The following is a 20,701-nucleotide window of genomic DNA, read 5'->3' on the forward strand; positions in this document are numbered from 1 at the left end:
GATTACAGTGAAATTCATCCAGATATTAATCTTAACTTTGTTGTGCGCATGTCTTGTTTATTTCGGCTTTATTTACGTTTCACAATTCGACCAAGTCAAGAAAACAACGTCACCGCAAGAAGCCAAAGAAAAAGAAAATGATACCGCACTAGCAGCAGAAGAAACACGTTCTACGAAGAAAACAGAAACGACACATTCTAGTTTAAAAGGAAATAAAAAAGCCATGGACGTCATCCTCTTTAATCAAATGGATGCACCAAAGCTTTATAACGGATGCGAAGTCACGAGCTTAGCCATGCTTCTTCATTACAGCGGCTATGAGCATATAACGAAAAACGCATTGGCAAACGAGATGAAGCGTATCCCACTCAATTATGAGAATGGCTTAAAAGGAGACCCTCATGACGGGTTTGTAGGCGATATGGAGAATGGGCCAGGTCTTGGTGTGTACCACGAACCCATTTATCAGCTTGCGAAAAAATATGCAGGTAATCAAGCGGTGGACTTGACCGGCAAGCCAGTTAAAAAAGCCATTTACCAATCACTTGAAAAAGGTTATCCTGTCTGGGTCATTACAACTTCGACCTTTGCCAAAACAGATAACATTGAAACATGGAATACACCAAATGGAAAAATAGATATCAGCTTTAATATGCATAGCGTCGTCATCACTGGCTATGACAAAGATCATGTCTACTTAAATAATCCATACGGAGAAAAGAATCAAAAAGTCGATCGTGAACAGTTTGAGGATTCTTGGAAACAGATGGGTAGCCAGGCGATTATCATTAAAGCATAAAACCCCGCTAAATAGCGGGGTTTTTATATTCTTATTCTGCTTCAGAAACCACAGTAAAACGTTCTCCAACATGAGCAGCTTGTTCTATCTCATCGACAAGTGCAACGGCGTAGTCAGCATAACTCACATAGCTGTCACCCTTTGAATTGACGATAAGATGGTCTTTGCCTTTCACATAAGCACCTGTCCGTTTGCCTGCTGGATTAAAGAAGGCTGCTGGACTTAAAAATGTCCATTTTAATCCTTCGGTCTTTTGAAGATCTATTAAATTTTCTCCTTGGTGTGAAGCAGTAGCAAAGTATTCCTTTGGAAACTCCGGTGTGTCCATCAGTCTAGTTGTTTTGGCCTCATCTACAAATAAACTTCCAGCACCTCCCACAACGATTAAACGCGTTTCTGGTGTCTCTTTTAAGAGATGAATGAGTTTTTTCCCTGCTTCTACATGAAGGTGCTCTTGTCCCGCTGGTGCACCAAATGCGTTTACGATCACATCAAAACCTTTGACGTCTCCTGCCTCTAAGTGAAAAACATCCTTTTCTAAAACAGCTGCTGATGAATTGGTCACTTTTTGTGCATCTCGAACGATTGCCGTTACTTCGTGCCCTCTCGATTGAGCTTCTTTTAAAATGTGTTGTCCTGCTTTACCTGTTGCGCCAATGATTCCAATGTTCATGTAAATTCCTCCTACAATATAAGGTTATTTTGATCACTCAATATGTAACCACAATAGTTACAACAGAGGTAAAAAAAATTGAATAGATCATCCAATTTTTTTGATTAAAACCTGCGTTAGTTCACTTAATTTAATCTCAGCAAGCACTTGCTCCATCGCACTTTGAGCACGGCACAAAATTAATTCTAGTACAGCTTGAATATTGGCACCGATCGGACAGTCAGGGTTTGGGCTTTCATGAATTTGAAACAACTCTCCCTCATCCACAACTTCAACCGCTTTATACACATCGAGCAGTGTGATGTCATCCTCACTTCGGTTCAATTGAGAACCGCCTTTGCCAAGACTCGTTGAGATTAGGCCTGCTTTTTTGAGCTTACTCATGATACGGCGAATCACCACTGGATTTGTATTGACACTTCCTGCGATATCCTCCGATGTCTGTAAAGAACCTTTTTCAAGTGATAGCAAGGCCAGAATATGGACAGCGACAGTAAATCTGCTGCTGATTTTCATGTTTTCTCACCTCTGTTGTAATCATTATAGTTACACCATGTTAGAATGTCAACAAAAAAGTCTGCCGAGCTACTCAGCAGACGAAGATTGACGTGCTTCCATTTCCTCTTTCGTATAAATCATCCGCATTGGATTACCTCCAACAAAGGAGCCTGCCGGAACATCTTTGTTCACAAGAGTTCCTGCCGATACAATCGCACCATCACCAATTGTCACTCCAGGTAGGATCGTTGAATTTGCTCCAATTAACACTTCATTACCAATATAGACTTCCCCAAGCCTATACTCTTTAATCAAATACTCATGGGACAGAATGGTTGTGTTATAGCCAATCACACTATTTCGACCGACAGTGATTTTCTCAGGAAACATGAGATCGACCATCACCATTAAAGCAAACGCCGTATCCTCCCCGACTTTCATTCGAAGGAAGGTGCGATAAATCCAATTTTTCATTCCCATAAAAGGCGTATACCTTGCCAGTTGAATAAAGATAAAGTTTTTTACAACCTTGAGAAAGGGGACCGTTCGATAGACTTGTCTAAGCGAATTGACCCCTTTGACAGGATAACGATCTGTTTTTCTCAACTTAATCAGCTCCAACAATCGCCAAGAGATCACTCATTTTCTGCAGCATATAATCTGGGCGATGCTTTAACAGGGCTTCTTCTCCCTTAATAGACCAAGCAACACCTGCTGTTTTCGTCCCTGCCGCTTGACCAGATAAAATATCGTGATAATTATCACCAACCATGATCGCCTCATGCGGATCACTGCCGAGCTTGGATAATGCCAGTTGAACTGGTTCTGGATGCGGCTTTTCATTTTGTACATCATCAAGTGTGACAATGACCTCAAAAAATGGCTCCAACCCAGTCAGCTTTAATCCCATTAAGACCGTATCACGGATTTTTGTTGTCACAATTCCGAGCTTAAATCCCTGATCCTGAAGAATTTTCAACGTGTCTAACACCGTCTCATACTCTGTCACAAGCAGATCATGCTGTTCATGATTAAACGTTCGATACATCTGGATCATATCATCTGTCAGATTCGGATCCATTGCAGAGAATGTATCAAATAATGATGGACCAATGAAATGAAGGATATCCTCACGGCTGTACTGACCAGGGTAATAATGATCAAGCGTATGTTGAAATGAAGCAATAATTAATTCATTTGTATTGATTAATGTGCCATCTAAATCAAATAGCACTGTGTTAATAGTTGATTGGTTCATATAGCTTCCTTTCTAACAGCTGCATGTTCCCGCCTCCGCCAAATATAGCTGATGGCAGCTGTCAATAAAATAGCAGAAATAAGGCGAATAAGAAGAAGCGGCCATACTGGAATACCTAATGGAATGAAAATGAGTGTATCTTCAACCACCGCATGACACGCCACAAGGAAAATGAAAGCAAGCGTTAAATCCTTTTTGCTGACACCGTCCTCTTCCACTGCCTTCATCATGACGCCTGCCCCGTAGGCAAGACCAATGGTTAAACCAGCCACCATCGTCATAGACGTATTTTCTTTCATTCCAAGCATTCTCGTAAAAGGAGACAGCCACTTAGACAGCGTATGGAGCCACCCTAAGTCTCTCATGAATTGAATGATGATCATGAGAGGAATGACAATACAAGCCAGCTGCAGCACACCAAGAACAGCTTTCTGTAAAGCAAGAAGTACGATCATATACCAGCTAGAAGGCACATCAGCCGACTGAGCAGCTGTCAGCAAACCATATTGCGCCGGCTCCTCGCCTCCCTGCCAAACGAGATGAATGACAATTGCTGACACGACGGCAAGACTGATTCTGACTAGCAAAATGATAGACACCCGCAGCCCAACCTTCGCCGCCACTGTTGATTCGATGATCAAGTTGTGACAAAAAGAGAGCATGACCGCTAAAATGAACACTTCCTTCACAGGCAGCTCTAATGTCAAGATGGCTGCAATACCCGCATACAAGTTCAGCATATTTCCTAAAACAAGCGGAATGGCCGCTTCCCCTGAAAGACCAAACAGACCCATAAATGGACGGATGAATTGTATCATCCAATCCATCACAGGTGTATGCTGCAAGATACTAACGAGAATGGTAACCGGAAAAATGACTTTTCCAAGTGTCCAAGTTGTCGATAACCCTGCTTTCAAGCCGTTTTTCCATGTCTCCCTCATCTTTTATCCCCCTTGCTTAATTTGATGAGTTGTTCTCTTTATACGGTATAGATGCATATCCTTTGATTCTTCTAAACACAATCAACAAGATAGCTACTGCAAATATAGCAATTGAAATCATCTGTGCAATTCGAAGATGCTCAGTCAGCATTAAGCTGTCTGTTCTCATTCCTTCAATGAAGAAACGACCGATTGAATACCAGATTAAATAAGACAAGAACATTTCGCCTCGACGCAATGATGTTCTACGTAATAAGATTAATATCAAAACGCCTGCGATATTCCATAATGATTCATATAAGAACGTAGGGTGATAGTAGGTCCCGTCAATGTACATCTGATTAATAATAAACTCAGGCAGGTGCAAACTTTCTAAAAAGGCTCTTGAAACAGCCTCACCATGCGCTTCCTGATTAATAAAGTTCCCCCAGCGCCCTATGGCTTGCCCTAGTAAAATACTAGGCGCTGCGACATCGGCGATTTTCCAAAAGGACACCTTCCTCACTTTAGTAAATACAATCGCTGTCAGCACCGCCCCTATCAGTCCACCATGTATGGCAATTCCGCCATTCCAAATCTTGATGATTTCATTTGGGTGCTGCTGATAATAATCCCATTCAAAGGATACATAATAAATTCGTGCACAAATAATGGCGATAGGTATGGCAAATAAGATGAGATCAATAAACATATCTTTATTGATGCCTCTTTTTTCACACTCCCTTAATGCGAGCCAGAGTCCAAGCAGCGCTCCGACCCCAATAATCACACCATACCAATGAACCGAAATAGGTCCGAGCTGAAAAGCAATCGGATCAATTGGTTGAATTGCTTCATTCATATAGACAGCTCCTATTCATCCTGGCCATTGTCTTCAATGACATCGGCAAGTTTACTTGTAAATTGTTCCGCTGCATTATGTCCCATTCGTTTCAATCTGAAGTTCATAGCAGCTACCTCGATGATGACCGCTAAATTTCGTCCCGGACGTACAGGGATGGTCAGCTTGGGTACATCTGTATCGATGATCCGCATTTTTTCTTCCTCAAGTCCTAAACGGTCATACTGTTTGCCTTGTTCCCAAAGCTCAAGGTTCATAACAATCGTAATTCTCTTATAGCTTCTGACAGCGCCCGCTCCAAATAAGGTCATCACATTAATAATGCCTAGTCCACGGATTTCTAGAAGGTGCTCAATCAGCTCTGGTGCGCTTCCAACTAACGTATCCTGATCCTCTTGCCTAATTTCCACGCAATCGTCTGCAACCAGCCTGTGTCCTCTCTTCACTAATTCTAAAGCCGTTTCACTTTTACCTACGCCACTTTTTCCAATTAACAGCACACCTACACCATATACATCCACGAGTACGCCATGAATCGCAGTCGTTGGTGCAAGTTTGCTTTCTAAGAAGTTCGTTAATCGACTCGAAAGTCTTGTCGTCTTTAAGCTTGAGCGTAAAACCGGCACTCCATTTTCATTTGAAGCTTCGATCAATTCCTTTGGTACTTCACGATCTCGTGACAAAATGATGGCAGGGGTAATATCTGTACAAAGAGACATCATTCTCTGCTTTCGTTCGCGTTCTGGGAGCTGTTCAAAAAAAGAAAGCTCTGTCTTCCCTAAAAGTTGAACTCTTTCTTTTGGGTAATATGTAAAATATCCAGCCATTTCAATACCTGGTCTGGAAAGATCACTGATTGTAATGGGACGATTAATCCCTTCCTCCCCACTTACCAGTTCAAGATGAAATTGTTCCATTATGTCCTTCGTACGAACTTTCGGCACGCTTCTTCCTCCTTTTATCGCAGGCGTTTCAGAAATACAGCTCTATTTTATCACTTTCAATGATGAACCCAAAATAGTATTTTATCCTGATCCTGTTTCACCACATTTACTGGTATAGACAACTATACTTAAAAAAGGTAAACTGAATCTAACGACGAGAATAAGGGGGCACAATCATGAGCAGTTCTTTATTGCTCTCCAATATTCATATTGTGACAAAGACAGAAATCATTGAAAACGGTTTTGTCGGTTTACGCGATGGCAAGATCGACTATATTTCAACATCACCGCCGACAGGAAATTATGAAAAAGTATATATTTCCCGGGAAAACTTTTATTTACTCCCCGGAATGATTGATATTCACATCCATGGGGGATATGGTGCAGATATGATGGATGCGACACCAGAAGCCATGAATACACTTGCTGATCACTTACCCGCAGAAGGAACGACAAGCTTTTTAGCAACAACCATTACACAAAATCACCAAGAGATTGAGCAAGCACTTAAAAATGTCGCACAGTGGAGACCCTATAATGAAAAACAGGCTGGAAGTCAGGCACAATGTTTAGGCATTCATCTAGAAGGTCCTTTTATTTCTAAAGATAAAGCTGGTGCGCAGCCAGCTCAATGGATTACACAAGCTAACCTTCCTCTTTTTGAGAAATGGCTGAGTGCATCTGATCAGCTGATTCGAATTGTCACTTTTGCACCTGAGGAAGATACTGATTTTGCATTCCTTTCCCTGCTAAAAGAAAAAAATATCATTCCTTCTATTGGACATACAAATGCTCCTCATGACATGATTGAACTAGCAGCAAAGCACGGTGCGCGTCATGTCACGCATCTTTATAATGCGATGAGTTCATTTCAGCATCGTGAGCCAAATGTTGCAGGGGCTGCGCTTACAAACGAAAAGCTTTTGACTGAGCTGATTACAGATGGCATTCATTCACATCCTCTTTCCGTAAAGCTTGCGTATTTGGCTAAGGGAAGTGAACGTTTGATCATGATTACAGACTCAATGCGTGCAAAAGGACTTGGAGAGGGAACCTACGAATTTGGCGGACAGACTGTGACAGTCAGCGGTGAAAAAGCATTGCTGGCAGATGGAACACTTGCAGGATCGATTTTACAAATGAAAGATGGGGTCAAACGTATGAGACAGATCACACAATGTCGATGGACAGAAATTGCTCAAATGACCTCAACAAATGCAGCCACTCAGCTCGGGATCGATCATCAGCTCGGTTCGATCGAAGTTGGAAAACTGGCAGACTTGGTCATTTGGGATGAAGCTGGCGAACTCATGATGACGATCTGCCATGGACAAATCGTTTATGAAAAAAAGGAGGCCACACACTGATGAACATCATCGAATTTGCAGATAAAGATCAATTAGGGAAAGCAGCAGCTGCTTTCATTGCACGTACCATTGAATCAAAAACAGATGCGGTTCTCGGTCTGGCAACTGGCGGTACACCAATTGACACTTATAAAGAGTTAATTCAGTTGCATCAAACAGAACAATTGTCTTTCAAACAAGCAAGAACAGTGAATCTGGATGAGTACGTGGGAATTGATCCAAATCATGAAAATAGTTATATGACTTACATGAAGCGTCATTTATTCGACCATATTGATCTCCCATCAGATCAATATTTCCTCCCCAATGGTGCTGCTGCTCACTTGGAAGAAGAGTGCTTAAGGTATGATCAGCTCATTGAAGATTTAGGGGGTATTGATCTTCAGCTACTTGGTATCGGACAAAATGGACATATCGGGTTTAATGAACCTGGTACTCCTTTTGACTCAAAGACGCATGTCGTCCAATTAGATGAACACACTCGCCAAGCCAATGCAAGGTACTTTTCTTCTATAGATGAGGTACCTACACATGCCATTACAATGGGAATTGCAAGCATTCTTTCAAGTAAAAAAATTCTCCTTCTCGCATCAGGAAAATCAAAAGCGGACGTGATACAATATTTAGAACAAACAGAGATTCACCCAGACTTCCCTGCATCTGCTCTGAAACTTCATGAAGATGTGACGATTTTTATTGATCGAGAAGCTGGTTCACTACGCTAAACACGAGAGGATTTTCACATGTTTATTGATAAGCAGTCACCTATCCCCATGTACCATCAGATTATGGAGAACTTGAAAAAGCAGATTGAGGATGGAACGTTAGCACCTGATACACTCATTCCTTCTGAAAGAGAATATGCCGAACGCTTTGGTATTAGCCGAATGACTGTCAGACAAGCCTTATCGAACCTTGTGAACGAAGGATATTTATACCGGCAAAAAGGAAAAGGAACATTTGTTAGCCGAAAGAAATTTGAACAACCGCTTCAGGGCTTAACAAGCTTTACAGAAGATATGCGTCAACGTGGGCTCAAAGCTTCAAGTCAGTTGATTGATTTCAAAAAAGTCGCATGCCCAGAGCACTTGCTGCAATCATTACAGCTGTCGAACAGTGAAAATGTCTATGAATTAAAACGAATCCGCCTTGCAAACGATGAACCAATGGCTATTGAAACGAGTTATATTCCTGAAAAATTTGCTGGCGAGCTCACAAAGGAACATTTAACTGGATCTTTATATGAATATATAGAAGCGAACACAGGTCTAACCATCGCCCATGCCAAGCAGGAGCTTGAAGCCAATGTTGCTTCAAAGGAAGAAGCTAACGCGCTGTCTATTTCATTAGGGGACCCTGTTCTCTCCATTGCAAGAACAACTTATTTTCAAAATGACCTTCCATTCGAGTATGTCATATCCGTTTATAGAGGGGATCGATACAAGCTCACTCACACAATGGAAAGATAAAACTGTGCTCCTGAAAGCACAGTTTTTTATTTCCTAAGAAATGTTGATTGATCATCATTTTTTGTATGAATTTTCCATATAGGCGAGATCGCTTTCCCTTCGAAACGGTCTTTTGCTACAGTGTACCAATAATATTCTTGATTTGGCTTTAACCCTTTCCATTCAAAGCTTGCTTTTTTACCACTTTTCACACCTTTGACCTCTCCAAGAAGAACGTTTGTGTAGACATTCAATTCAAAATAATTGGTTTTAACGGATTTCATTTTAGGTGTTAAATCGACATCAATTGAAAATTCATCTTGATCTCCATACGTTTTTGGATCATAAAAATGTTCTTGATTCAAGTAGGGTGAGTATGTGGTGAAATGAAGCTGATTTTTTTCTTGATCCGCAGTGATCAGCCGCATAAAACCTTGACCGCCTTCAGGACCTGACTGGTAATCTGCAAGGATTTGATATACTTTTCTGTCCACTTTTCCATCATGATCATCGTCAATCTCATCTACTTTTCGACTGGCTCCGTGGTAGTGGCCGCTAAATACTGCGACAATATTCGGGTGACGCTTTACCACTTGATGGAAGATCAAATCTCCAATTGGGCTTCGATTGCCGCTCACTAACAAATACTCATGGAAATTTAAAATGACAATTCGATCTGGATGTTCAGAAATGACTCGATTTAACCAGTCAATCTCATTTTGCTTGATCCCCCAGCCCATATACACCATCATATAATCATTGCCACCAGCAGAGATAAGATCATAATGACCTCGATTGTTTTGATAGGATTCACCGTAATACGGCTTGTCTTCAAAGCGTTTCGCTCCAAAATACCTCCCATATTCCCTATAATGGCCGTCTTTGTGCCTGACATCATGATTACCAGCTAATACACCGTAAGGAATATGATGCTTATCTAACACACGCATAAATGTATCGGCACGATTCCACTGCTTATCCTTTGAATCATCCACAATATCACCTGTATGGAACACATATTGAATATTTAATGGGTCCCTTTGATCTCTGATCCACTCGACCATTTTTTTGAAGATATGAGGATAACTTCTGGCATAATATTGAGTATCAGACATCCACACCATCTTATAAGGCTTTAACGTCTTACTGATCTCATCTTGTACAAGCAAATCAAACGTTTGATTTTTCATATACTGTCTGACTGACAGCAGCCCTTTCAGGTAAAATTCCTTTTCATCCTTGGCAAAGTGATGAGTGATTTTATCCCACTTTTCTTGCTGATGATTCCAAGCGTACATCGTTACCTTTCTCCCTGATAATGAGCTTCCTTTCCATACAGCCTCGACAACATCCTTTTCACGTACATCGTGATGAACCTTGATTTGAAAGCGATGATAAGGAAAATGCTGTAGATCTTTCGTTTCCACTGATTTACCATCAGCAAATGCAATGCGATTTCTTTCTCGATTAGAAAAAATCATTTCACCTGTTTCATTTAAATGTTTTGGCGGCTCTGTTTCCGCTGCATATTTGAAAATCTTCATGGACGGATGCAGCGATGTATATTGATAGGCACGGTAAAAGGAGTAATCTAACTGATCATTAGTAGGATCATTGGTTAGCACTGTTTGCTTAGATGATTCCTTTTTTGTCCTATCTGACACTCTCTCTGGCGTTTCAGGGTGTTCATGTACCGTCTTAAAAACCTTTCTCAAAGTTGATTTGTTTCCAGCGGCATCTTTTGCTTTTATCTTCAATGTGTGCTCCCCAGGTTCTAATTCGCTAGAGGACGTTTGATAAGGCAAAGAGATCGGTTTTCCATCTAAATATGCCTTCATCTCCGCTATATCACTCCAACGATCCGTCACCTTTGCCTTTAACGTAAAGACGCCTTTATATTGGTCATTTGCTTGTATATTACTCTTGATTTTCGGACCCGTGTTATCGACTTTCACACGTACAGATTGAGATTCGTCTGCGGTTTTAGCCTGAACAACATGTACTCCTTCTTTCAGCCTTCTTGTATCCCACTGAATATAGCTTGAAGCATATGCTTGCTTCGGGATTTGAAACTGAAATGCTCTTACCTTCTTAGCGCTGCCACCGTCACCCATTTTCCATTCCTCATGCTGGCTCGCATTTAGAGGCAGAATTTGAGTTCCATTCGATAAAATCATCTGGACATTTTTCAATTCAAAATCATCGTGATTTTCTCCAGGAAATCGGTCAAACGGCGATGACTTCGTCCCAGCATGGAATGATATCGTTTGTGGACCTGCCTTTTCTAAGTGTTTTTCTGGTATTGGTATCGTATAGGTGCGATACACTTTTGTCGAATCATCAAAAATGGAAAGTAAGTGCTTACCTATAGACACACCATTCTTAAAATATAAATTTGTCCCTTTGACATCAAATGCAAGATATGGATCTGCTTCAAGTGCAGGGAATACTTGTCGAATCGGTTTCCCATCTATCATTAATTGTATGCTTTTTTTCTGATCTGCTGTTGCTTTTAAGTGAAATACGCCAGAAACCGTAACTCCTTCTTCTACATTCAATCGAAGGCCGTGAGCTTTGCTTACTTGTTCCACATCAATTGTTTTTTTCATTGTCATTGCTTGATTTTCGCCGTCAGACGCTTCAATCTGATATTCCAATCGATCTTTACCGATGAGCTCAGGTGAATAAATAATATAGTGAAACAGCCGATCATTATGATCCTTTTGAAGCAACACCTCTTTAAAATCTTCATGACGATTGGTTCGATATCGCAATTTGACCGTTTTGACGGACTGATCATCCTGCACATCTGCTCTCATTTCAATGCCTTCAGTTGGTTTTATCGGTTGATTGTCTGTCATGTCTTCGATCACAGGTTTATGAACATCTTGTGATATTTCTTTTTTTTCAGTTGGAATTTGTGCTTTTAATACTTTTCCGGGTGTCGGCTCTTCCTCCACTTTCGAGATCAGCTTCATTTGTGTCGTACCATCCATTGGATACTTGAACAGTAACGATCTGTGCTCGCTAAACAATGAAGGCTTTAAACGATAGGATGCCGACGATACCTCTTCTCCTATATTTGTTGTGATAGAAACAAGGCGGGATTTAGAATTGGACAATCCTTTGCTCTCGATTACAGATAGATGCTCGCCCTCTTTTAAATGACTTTTGTACATCGCATTAAAGTCCGCTACCGTTAAATGCTCCTGCCCTTTTTTTCTAAGCCAAAATACATACGGTTTTCCAGGAGAAATGGTGATAGGACTTGTGTGGAATGAATATATATCATCCATCTCCACGCCTTGCGCTGGATTGCGATAGCGAAGCTGGTAATGTCGAAGTGAAATGGGTGCATGTGTTGTGTTATACACCTCGATGAATTCAAAAGCATCCTTGCCTTTTCGGTTTTTTGAATTCACGACGATTTCTGTCATCAATAGCTCAGGAATCTGTGAGAGATCCTCTTCAAATCCATTTAAGTGAACTGCTTGTTCGGTTGTTTTGATGACAGACTTCTGCGTCAAGAATTCTGTATAGTAATGAACTGTTGGATTCCACAATTGATCTGTCGGGATTTTCGCTGTGAATTCTGGTTTCATCCCCGGCAATCGTTCCATTGGGATCAATCGATATCCTAGTTCATCACTCTGTTTATAGTACAAGTTTGCAGACAAAATTTGCTCTGACTGACTAATAGATGCCCGAAATTGAAGATCACGTTTTTTTCCTTGAACCGGACGGACATCTACTTGAAATTGATCAAAGATAAAAGGTGAAAAGGGCTTATTTCGTATGTTCACTTGTGTTTGTGTCAAAGATCCTGCTGAAGCAGGCTGACTGAAACAAAAAAGAATGCTCAAAAAAAGCAAAAGAATGATTTGTCTGCTCACATTCACCATCGTGCACCGCCTCCCTTCGGATATTGTGTCTCCTGAAGACGGTTTTTATGACAGATGGAACGGGGAAACGATATAAATTCACACAAAAAAACCGTTAGCTTTTTTTCGCTAACGGTTCCACGATTCCTTTCTGTATGAGCAGATGGAAAATGGATAAAATGACAGCCATCCAAATGGCCGTTCCAAACCCATCAATGTTAAAACTATCTCCCATAAAGCTTGAGGTCATCATCAGTGTGATGGCATTAATGACAAAGAGGAACAATCCTAGTGAAAGTACTGTCACTGGCAGCGTTAAAATGATCAAAAACGGCTTCACTAAAATATTGAGCAAGGACAAAATAATACTTGCTACAATCGCTGCGCCAAAGCCTTCAATATACACACTACCAAGGCCTGGCAGAATGCCTGAATCAAAATATCCAGCAATGACGATTAAAAGTAATGCATTGACGAAAATACTAACGATCCATCTAAGCATTTAGTTAGTGCCTTCTTCCGGAACAACAAAATACCAGATGAAGTAGATCAAGAATATCGGCATAAATGCTGTCATAAATCCGATGATCACCGTTAAAATACGAAGCAGGGATGCATCGACACTTAAGTATTCAGCAAGTCCACCGACAACACCCGCTATTTTTTTATCTGTCGCTGAACGATAAAGCTTCTTCATGTAGAATCACTCCTTGTCTGATTGGTGCTTTACTTGGATTGAGCCTGTTTTTGTTTCTGCAAAAATGGATATATTGTGCTCCGCCTGTTGATTGGCTTTGATCATTTTCTCTTTTTGCAGCGTTTCATTTTTCTCTTTAATCATATTTGCATCAAGCAGTTCATGAGAGATCGATCCGAGATTGCTTTTCAGCTCCGCAGTCACTGCACAAGCACGCGGAATCTGAACGTCCACACTGCCTGTTGTCGTTTTTGCATAGATCGAACGGCATTTCTCATCTGACAGCTGAACAGCAATGTTCCCATTGAAGCTCTGTGCATCAATTGATTCACTTTTCCCGCGCAGGTCAATGAGCCCATTAATGGTTTCTACTTCAATCATACCACACTCGTGATCAGCCAGTTTGATTTGTCCATTTGCTGTTTCAATCCCGACTTTTTTTGCTTGTAAAGAGGCAAAAGAGACGACGCCATTTGTTGTTTTTGCAGCCAGTTCTTTTGTCTTTAGCTTTTCCCCGCGAATCGGTCCATTAAACAGTTTGACTTTGATCTTATCGTATTGGATACGTGGTACATACAGGGTGACATTGACCTTCATGGTCTTCTTTTCAGTTCGGATAAAAAATTTGTCCCCTTCAAGCCCGCAATCCAGATGTTGAAGAAATTGCTGTCTGGCCTGCTCTCCATCCTCTGCACGGTAAATTTTCGCATGACACTCTGCCCGAACATCCCCATCATCCCAAGGCATCAAATTGAGACTGCCGTTTGCCAATTGAATATCTAAATGAGATAGTGCCGCGTCTTTGAATTGAAAAATGTGTTCAACGTCGACGGACTGTCCAAAGTTCAAATCAAGATCGACATCTTTGACCTTTTTCACCGCCGAATCTAACCATCCAAACAGCTTTGCACCGAGGTTTTCAGTACCAGTTCCTTTATTCTCTGTGCCAGCTTTTTCTTCATGAAAGGTATGATCAGCCGTTGATTTTTCTAGTGAAATGGACTGATTTTCTTCTAATTTTTCAAGTAGCGTAATTGCTTCTTTTGCAGATAATGTCCCGTCTTCTACTAATTTTAAAATGCGTTCTTTTTCATTCATACAAAGCCCTCCTACGATTTGATGGATTGAAGCACTTTAATACCTTGAATGATATTCCAAATGACAGAGATCAAAAAGCCAATGGCGACTAAAAAGGACAAGATAAGTACGGTGAACACTGGAACGAGTGAGTCGCTTGCCTGTGTCGTCAATAAAAAGGGGATAGCTCCAAAAACCAGCAGCACACACGCTGCGACTGGCAAAACATGTGACCACAATGCACGCAGCGAATGCCGTTTCGTTTCCTTTTGATCCACTACAAAATATGCCACGATCGGCACAATAAACGGCATGAAAAATACACTAAAATAACAAATAGATGCAATGATCGACTGATCTCTGTTCATATATATTCGCTCCTTCATGATGAAAATTCCTTTCTAACTCATACGTTTATGGCGTATAAAAAGTTTCAAACTCATTCGATTTACATATGACCTTAGACACAAATTATTTCTTTTTGCACCTAAGTGTAGATTCTTCATGGATTACCCTTTAAAATATGTTGAAAAGATGGTGATTATCATTATAGGGGGTAATTATTTTGACAGATCATCATAATGCTAACCACACGGCACAAACGCTTTTAGACCTTATACAGAAACAGAAAAGCATGAACAGCGATATGATCAAGGAGCTAGAGGCCATTCATCCGTCTCATCCGAAGTATGGTGATATCCGTTATTTAAAAGTACTGCTCGATAGTAGCAGCACTCATATTTTAAAGGATTTAACGCACCTCAGTAACTTAATGCCAAAGGAAGATGTGCAATAAAAGGAAAACCCCTCTTTCCGAGGGGTTTTTCTTTATGAGGATGTCACACTTTCTGTTTCTTTGACTAACTGTTTCATTCGCTCACGATCACGCTCTAAAATCGGTTTTAAGTATCGACCGGTGTAAGAAGCTTCTTCTTTAGCAATGTGTTCAGGTGTGCCTGAAGCAATAATCGTTCCTCCACCAGCACCGCCTTCTGGTCCTAGATCAACAAGGTAATCGGCAGCCTTAATAATATCAAGATTGTGCTCAATGACCAATACCGTATCCCCATTTTCGACCAAGCGCTGGAGCACTTTTAACAACCTAGCAATATCATCCACATGAAGACCGGTTGTCGGTTCGTCTAAAATATACAAAGATCTTCCGTTTGAACGGCGGTGAAGCTCAGATGCCAATTTCACACGCTGCGCCTCTCCACCAGACAATGTCGTGGCAGGCTGCCCAAGTGTAATGTATCCTAATCCAACATCAAAGATCGTTTGCAGCTTCCGCTTAATTTTCGGGATATTCTCGAAAAATTGAAGTGCGTCCTCTACCGTCATTTCAAGCACATCGGAAATATTTTTCCCTTTATACGTGACCTCTAACGTCTCACGGTTATAACGTTTCCCGTGACACACTTCACAAGGCACGTATACATCAGGTAAAAAGTGCATTTCAATTTTAATAATGCCATCTCCACGACATGCTTCGCAGCGTCCACCTTTCACGTTAAAGCTGAATCGCCCTTTTTTATAGCCTCGTACCTTCGCTTCATTGGTTTGCGCAAACACATCCCGCACATCATCAAATACACCTGTATACGTAGCAGGGTTGGATCTTGGTGTACGGCCAATTGGAGATTGATCAATATCAATGACTTTGTCTAAGTGATCCATTCCTTTGATTTCTTTGTGCTGTCCTGGCTTCGCTTTTGCTCTGTGCAGTTTTTGGGCAAGGGATTTCAATAAAATTTCATTCACAAGTGTACTTTTCCCTGATCCTGACACACCCGTCACAGCGGTAAAGACACCTAAAGGAAATTTCGCATTCACGTTTTTAAGGTTGTTTTCTTTTGCCCCTTTAATTTCAATGAAGCGGCCGTCAGGCTTTCGTCTCTCAATCGGAAGCGGGATGAATTTCTCACCAGATAAATATTGTCCAGTCAACGATTTTGGGTCTTTCATGACTTCTTCTGGCGTTCCAGCTGAAATCACTTCTCCTCCATGAACCCCTGCACCTGGTCCAATATCAATGAGATAATCAGCGGCAAGCATCGTATCTTCATCATGTTCTACGACAATCAGTGTGTTTCCAATATCACGCATGTTTTTCAATGTCCCAATCAACCGGTCATTATCCCGTTGGTGCAGACCAATCGATGGTTCATCTAAAATATAAAGAACGCCTGTCAGTCTTGATCCGATTTGTGTCGCCAAACGAATCCGCTGCGCCTCCCCGCCTGATAATGTGCCAGCAGACCGGCTTAATGTCAGATAATCTAATCCGACATTATTTAAGAAGGATAAGCGCTCTTTGATTTCACGTAAAATGAGCTGGGCAATCTGCAAATCTTTCTCAGACAACTCAATTTTCTCATAGAAATCAAGGGCATCAGATACAGACAAATCGGTCATTTCTCCGATATGTTTGCCATTGATGAGAACCGCAAGCGTTTCTTTTTTCAGGCGATATCCTTTACAGGTCGGGCATGGCTGATTGGCCATATATTTTTCCATTTGCTCCCGAATATAATCGGAGCTCGTTTCCTTGTAGCGCCGTTCAATGTTACGAAGCACACCTTCAAACTCGATTTCATTTTCACGGACCTGGCCAAAATCATTTTCATATTTAAAATAAATCAGCTCAGAGCCGCTGCCATATAAAATTTTATCAAATAAATGCGTCGGAATATCTTCTACTGGAATATCCATGTCAATTCCATAGTGTGTACATACCGCCTCAAGAAGCTGCGGGTAATATTGTGAGCTTTGAGGCTCCCATGGGGCAATGGCATGCTGACGTAAAGTCAAATCCTTATTCGGAATCACAAGCTCTGGATCTACTTCAAGTTTAGAACCAAGCCCATCACAGCTTGGGCAGGCACCGAAAGGGCTATTAAACGAGAACATTCTTGGCTCAAGTTCCCCAATAGAGAATCCACAGTGCGGACAAGCATGATGCTCACTAAATAACAGCTCCTCTTGTCCAATCACATCAATCATCACACGACCTTCACCAAGTCGGAGTGCCGTTTCAAGAGAATCAGACAACCGTGCAGCCACGCCTTCTTTCACGACAATTCGATCAATCACCACTTCAATGGAATGCTTTTTATTCTTTTCAAGCTCGATCTCTTCTGACAGGTCCTCCATCTCGCCATCAACTCTGACTCGAACGTAGCCCTGCTTCCGAATTTGATCAAGTACTTTCACGTGAGTTCCCTTACGTCCAGATACAACCGGAGCAAGCACTTGTAGTTTCGTTCGTTCTGGATACTCTAAAATGCGGTCTGTCATTTGCTCAATCGTCTGTGATGTAATTTCGATCCCATGAATAGGACAAATCGGTTTTCCGACTCGAGCATATAATAGACGCAAGTAATCATAAATTTCTGTAACAGTCCCAACGGTTGATCGAGGGTTCCTGCTTGTCGTTTTCTGGTCAATACTAATCGCTGGAGAAAGCCCTTCAATCGCATCTACATCTGGTTTGTCCATTTGACCGAGAAATTGACGTGCATAGGCTGACAGTGATTCAACATACCTACGCTGACCTTCTGCATAAATGGTATCGAAGGCAAGCGACGATTTTCCCGAACCAGATAAACCCGTAATAACCACTAGCTGATCGCGCGGGATATTGACATCAATATTTTTAAGGTTGTGGGCTCTTGCCCCTTTCACCTCTATTCGTTCCATAGCCATCAGGCATTCATCCTTCCGCTTTTAGCTCTAGCAATAGATCTCTTAATTCTGCTGCTTTTTCAAAATCAAGCGCTTTTGCTGCATCTTTCATTTCCATCTCGACGTTTTCGAACACTTTTTCTCGTTCTTTTTTGCTCATTTTTGACAACTTTGGTGCTGCTTTTGTTTCGTATTCTTCTGAATCCTCATGTACTTTTGTTGCCTTGATCACATCTCGAATCTTCTTATGGATCGTTTGCGGAGTGATACCAAATTTCTCATTATACGCTTCTTGCTGCTCACGTCTCCGCTTGGTTTCTTGTATGGCAATGTCCATTGATTTCGTCATATTGTCTGCATACATAATAACCCGGCCTTCTGCATTCCTTGCAGCACGGCCAATCGTCTGGATGAGGGATCTTTCTGAACGTAAAAAGCCTTCTTTATCCGCATCTAAAATCGCCACGAGCGACACCTCTGGAATATCCAAGCCTTCTCGAAGAAGGTTGATCCCTACAAGCACATCATATTTTCCGAGACGTAAATCACGAATAATCTCAATCCGCTCGAGTGTCTTAATTTCTGAGTGCAGATAATTGACCTTGATTCCGATTTCTTTCAGATAATCTGTCAGATCCTCAGACATTTTCTTCGTTAAAGTCGTCACAAGCACACGCTCATTTTTCTCAACCCTTGCATGAATTTCCCCAATTAAGTCATCGATTTGTCCTTCAATCGGACGAACTTCAATGATTGGATCAAGCAAACCGGTTGGACGAATAATTTGTTCCACGACCTCTGGCGTTTTATCAAGCTCGAATGGGCCCGGTGTTGCGGATACATGCACAATATGGTTAATGTGCTTTTCAAACTCATCAAATGTGAGTGGTCTATTATCAAGTGCTGACGGCAGACGGAATCCGTGATCAACAAGCACTTGTTTTCTTGCCTGGTCCCCATTGTACATGGCGCGAATTTGCGGGATGGTCACGTGTGACTCATCGACAACAATCATAAAATCATCCGGAAAATAATCAAGCAATGTGTAAGGTGTAGAACCAGGCGGACGTAAGGTGAGATGTCTTGAGTAGTTCTCAATCCCTGAACAAAAGCCCATCTCTCTCATCATCTCTAGGTCATACCTTGTCCGCTGCTCAAGACGCTGTGCTTCAAGCAATTTTCCGTTTTCACGAAGCTTTTCCAACTGTTCCTCAAGCTCTTTTTCAATATTAATAATCGCTTTTTCCATCTTTTCTTCTCTTGTGACGAAGTGAGATGCTGGGAAAATAGCAACGTGGTCACGATCACCGAGAATTTCTCCAGTGAGAGCATCTACTTCACGAATACGTTCAATTTCATCACCGAAAAACTCCACTCTGATACAATGCTCATCTCGTGAAGCAGGAAAAATTTCAACGACGTCTCCTCGAACTCTGAAGGTTCCGCGCTGAAAATCTATATCATTACGAGAATACTGAATATCCACAAGCTTACGCAGCAGCTGATTGCGTTCAATTTCCATTTCAGTTCGTAAAGACAGCACAAGCTCTCTGTATTCTTCAGGAGAACCTAAGCCATAAATACAGGACACACTGGCAATGATGATGACATCTCTCCGCTCAAATAATGAGGATGTGGCGGAGTGCCTTAGCTTATCGATCTCATCATTAATGCTGGCATCCTTTTCAATAAATGTATCAGTTTGAGGAACATACGCCTCAGGCTGGTAATAATCATAATAACTCACAAAATATTCAACAGCATTATTTGGAAAAAATTCCTTGAACTCGCTGTATAATTGTCCGGCAAGTGTCTTGTTATGCGCAATGACAAGGGTTGGTTTGTTCACTTCTTTGATCAGGTTGGATACAGTAAAGGTCTTTCCCGTACCTGTAGCACCTAACAGCGTTTGATGCTGTTTCCCCTGATGGATGCCCTCCACAAGCTTTTCAATGGCTTTTGGCTGATCTCCTTGGGGCTGATAGTTAGAAACTAATTCAAAGCGGTCACTCACATCAAAGCCTCCGTTTCGTTACGAAATCTATCTAATGAATATATTATCATAAAAGAACACAAAAATACGAACTAAAGTTCGTGTCTGACTTGATTTTTATTTCCAATACAACCATACCCTCTCTGCCGTGGCTCATAACCCTCTAAAGAAACCTTCCTTTCAGTATGGAACATTTTGGAGCGAGATATTCGATCAGCAGAAAAACCACAAAAAAGAAAGCTGCACTCACTAGAATCGTAAGCACAGCTCCTGCAATCAAAAACATTTTCTTTTCATCAAGAGGGATCACATCAATGATGTTTTTCAGCCTTCTCTCTTTTTTCGACTTCTTTCTTGGCCATAAACAATGCCCCGGCCACTAAAGAAATAATATCTAATCCTACGATAAAGTAGGTTTCTGTATAGCCTTTCATATACGAAGCAAATAAAAGCGCTGCTGTTAATGCAATGCCAACGTAATGATTATAAGTAACCTTTGAAAATAAAATAACGAGCAAGAAAGGAAAAACAAGTGCAAATATGGCTTTTGTAATCACAAAAACCCTCCCTCTACATGGTCTACTCCCTTGATTATAGTAA

20 protein-coding genes are annotated in these 20,701 nt (G+C 41.3%); 5 read left to right on the top strand and 15 right to left on the bottom strand.

The genetic code is table 11. From position 1 onward, the window contains the following. Positions 1 to 7 precede the first annotated feature (7 nt). Positions 8 to 799: a C39 family peptidase gene (locus FXF70_RS01920; RefSeq protein WP_046527619.1), complete on the top strand. Its 792-nt coding sequence runs from the start codon at positions 8 to 10 to the stop codon at positions 797 to 799. 31 nt (positions 800 to 830) lie between these two features. On the opposite strand, the gene FXF70_RS01925 is transcribed toward FXF70_RS01920, so the two are convergent. The 7 genes from FXF70_RS01925 to hprK form a co-directional block, all read right to left on the bottom strand. Beyond that, positions 831 to 1,472 (bottom strand): NAD(P)-dependent oxidoreductase, encoded by a 642-nt coding sequence (locus FXF70_RS01925; protein ID WP_045033996.1) that lies wholly within the window; start codon positions 1,470 to 1,472, stop codon positions 831 to 833. Positions 1,473 to 1,559: 87 nt separating this feature from the next. Beyond that, a complete protein-coding gene (locus tag FXF70_RS01930) occupies positions 1,560 to 1,988 on the bottom strand; it encodes an Rrf2 family transcriptional regulator (RefSeq protein ID WP_003213266.1) in 429 nt (142 codons plus the stop codon). 69 nt (positions 1,989 to 2,057) lie between these two features. Further along, entirely contained in the window at positions 2,058 to 2,576 is a 519-nt protein-coding gene (locus FXF70_RS01935) for an acyltransferase (protein ID WP_148779748.1), read from the bottom strand. A gap of 1 nt (position 2,577) precedes the next feature. Beyond that, a complete protein-coding gene (gene ppaX / locus FXF70_RS01940) occupies positions 2,578 to 3,228 on the bottom strand; it encodes a pyrophosphatase PpaX (protein ID WP_007500058.1) in 651 nt (216 codons plus the stop codon). Continuing rightward, on the bottom strand, positions 3,225 to 4,169 hold the full coding sequence (locus tag FXF70_RS01945) for a nucleoside recognition domain-containing protein (protein ID WP_007500055.1): 945 nt from the start codon (positions 4,167 to 4,169) through the stop codon (positions 3,225 to 3,227). The genes ppaX and FXF70_RS01945 overlap by 4 nt, the downstream gene beginning before the upstream one ends. 16 nt (positions 4,170 to 4,185) lie before the next feature. Further along, positions 4,186 to 5,010 (bottom strand): prolipoprotein diacylglyceryl transferase, encoded by an 825-nt coding sequence (lgt, locus tag FXF70_RS01950; RefSeq protein ID WP_148779749.1) that lies wholly within the window; start codon positions 5,008 to 5,010, stop codon positions 4,186 to 4,188. An 11-nt stretch (positions 5,011 to 5,021) separates the two neighbouring features. Then, positions 5,022 to 5,954 carry an HPr(Ser) kinase/phosphatase gene (gene hprK, locus FXF70_RS01955; protein WP_003212943.1) on the bottom strand — a complete coding sequence of 311 codons (933 nt, stop codon included), beginning with the start codon at positions 5,952 to 5,954 and terminating at the stop codon, positions 5,022 to 5,024. A gap of 176 nt (positions 5,955 to 6,130) precedes the next feature. Between hprK and nagA the strand changes: the two genes are divergently transcribed. From nagA to FXF70_RS01970, 3 genes are read left to right on the top strand one after another with little or no spacing between them, the layout of a single operon-like run. After that, positions 6,131 to 7,321: an N-acetylglucosamine-6-phosphate deacetylase gene (gene nagA, locus FXF70_RS01960; RefSeq protein ID WP_148779750.1), complete on the top strand. Its 1,191-nt coding sequence runs from the start codon at positions 6,131 to 6,133 to the stop codon at positions 7,319 to 7,321. Continuing rightward, the gene (nagB, locus tag FXF70_RS01965; protein WP_017368120.1) at positions 7,321 to 8,046 is read left to right on the top strand and encodes a glucosamine-6-phosphate deaminase; all 726 of its coding nucleotides are present in this window, start codon (positions 7,321 to 7,323) and stop codon (positions 8,044 to 8,046) included. The genes nagA and nagB overlap by 1 nt, the downstream gene beginning before the upstream one ends. Positions 8,047 to 8,064: 18 nt before the next feature. Beyond that, positions 8,065 to 8,790, top strand: a complete 726-nt coding sequence (locus FXF70_RS01970) for a GntR family transcriptional regulator (protein WP_148779751.1) — start codon at positions 8,065 to 8,067, stop codon at positions 8,788 to 8,790. Positions 8,791 to 8,816: 26 nt separating this feature from the next. On the opposite strand, the gene FXF70_RS01975 is transcribed toward FXF70_RS01970, so the two are convergent. The 5 genes from FXF70_RS01975 to FXF70_RS01995 all read right to left on the bottom strand — a co-directional run bounded on the left by FXF70_RS01975 (position 8,817) and on the right by FXF70_RS01995 (position 14,792). After that, positions 8,817 to 12,671 (bottom strand): lamin tail domain-containing metallophosphoesterase family protein, encoded by a 3,855-nt coding sequence (locus FXF70_RS01975; RefSeq protein WP_148779752.1) that lies wholly within the window; start codon positions 12,669 to 12,671, stop codon positions 8,817 to 8,819. A gap of 94 nt (positions 12,672 to 12,765) precedes the next feature. Beyond that, positions 12,766 to 13,152 carry a phage holin family protein gene (locus tag FXF70_RS01980; RefSeq protein WP_007500042.1) on the bottom strand — a complete coding sequence of 129 codons (387 nt, stop codon included), beginning with the start codon at positions 13,150 to 13,152 and terminating at the stop codon, positions 12,766 to 12,768. Further along, positions 13,153 to 13,347, bottom strand: coding sequence for a PspC domain-containing protein (locus FXF70_RS01985; protein ID WP_008348183.1), 195 nt, complete (start codon positions 13,345 to 13,347; stop codon positions 13,153 to 13,155). A 6-nt stretch (positions 13,348 to 13,353) separates the two neighbouring features. After that, positions 13,354 to 14,445 carry a DUF4097 family beta strand repeat-containing protein gene (locus tag FXF70_RS01990; protein WP_148779753.1) on the bottom strand — a complete coding sequence of 364 codons (1,092 nt, stop codon included), beginning with the start codon at positions 14,443 to 14,445 and terminating at the stop codon, positions 13,354 to 13,356. An 11-nt stretch (positions 14,446 to 14,456) separates the two neighbouring features. After that, positions 14,457 to 14,792 carry a hypothetical protein gene (locus FXF70_RS01995; protein ID WP_008348186.1) on the bottom strand — a complete coding sequence of 112 codons (336 nt, stop codon included), beginning with the start codon at positions 14,790 to 14,792 and terminating at the stop codon, positions 14,457 to 14,459. A 197-nt stretch (positions 14,793 to 14,989) separates the two neighbouring features. Between FXF70_RS01995 and FXF70_RS02000 the strand changes: the two genes are divergently transcribed. Further along, positions 14,990 to 15,220, top strand: a complete 231-nt coding sequence (locus FXF70_RS02000; RefSeq protein ID WP_008348188.1) for a hypothetical protein — start codon at positions 14,990 to 14,992, stop codon at positions 15,218 to 15,220. 32 nt (positions 15,221 to 15,252) lie between these two features. On the opposite strand, the gene uvrA is transcribed toward FXF70_RS02000, so the two are convergent. The 3 genes from uvrA to FXF70_RS02015 all read right to left on the bottom strand — a co-directional run bounded on the left by uvrA (position 15,253) and on the right by FXF70_RS02015 (position 20,658). Then, positions 15,253 to 18,129 carry an excinuclease ABC subunit UvrA gene (gene uvrA / locus FXF70_RS02005; protein ID WP_148779754.1) on the bottom strand — a complete coding sequence of 959 codons (2,877 nt, stop codon included), beginning with the start codon at positions 18,127 to 18,129 and terminating at the stop codon, positions 15,253 to 15,255. A 7-nt stretch (positions 18,130 to 18,136) separates the two neighbouring features. After that, complete coding sequence (gene uvrB / locus FXF70_RS02010; protein ID WP_148779755.1) at positions 18,137 to 20,122, bottom strand: excinuclease ABC subunit UvrB; 1,986 nt, start codon at positions 20,120 to 20,122, stop codon at positions 18,137 to 18,139. A gap of 290 nt (positions 20,123 to 20,412) precedes the next feature. Further along, positions 20,413 to 20,658, bottom strand: coding sequence for a CsbA family protein (locus FXF70_RS02015; RefSeq protein ID WP_008348197.1), 246 nt, complete (start codon positions 20,656 to 20,658; stop codon positions 20,413 to 20,415). Positions 20,659 to 20,701: the final 43 nt, after the last annotated feature.

This window comes from Bacillus sp. Y3, assembly GCF_008123875.1.
Taxonomy (GTDB): domain Bacteria; phylum Bacillota; class Bacilli; order Bacillales; family Bacillaceae; genus Bacillus; species Bacillus altitudinis.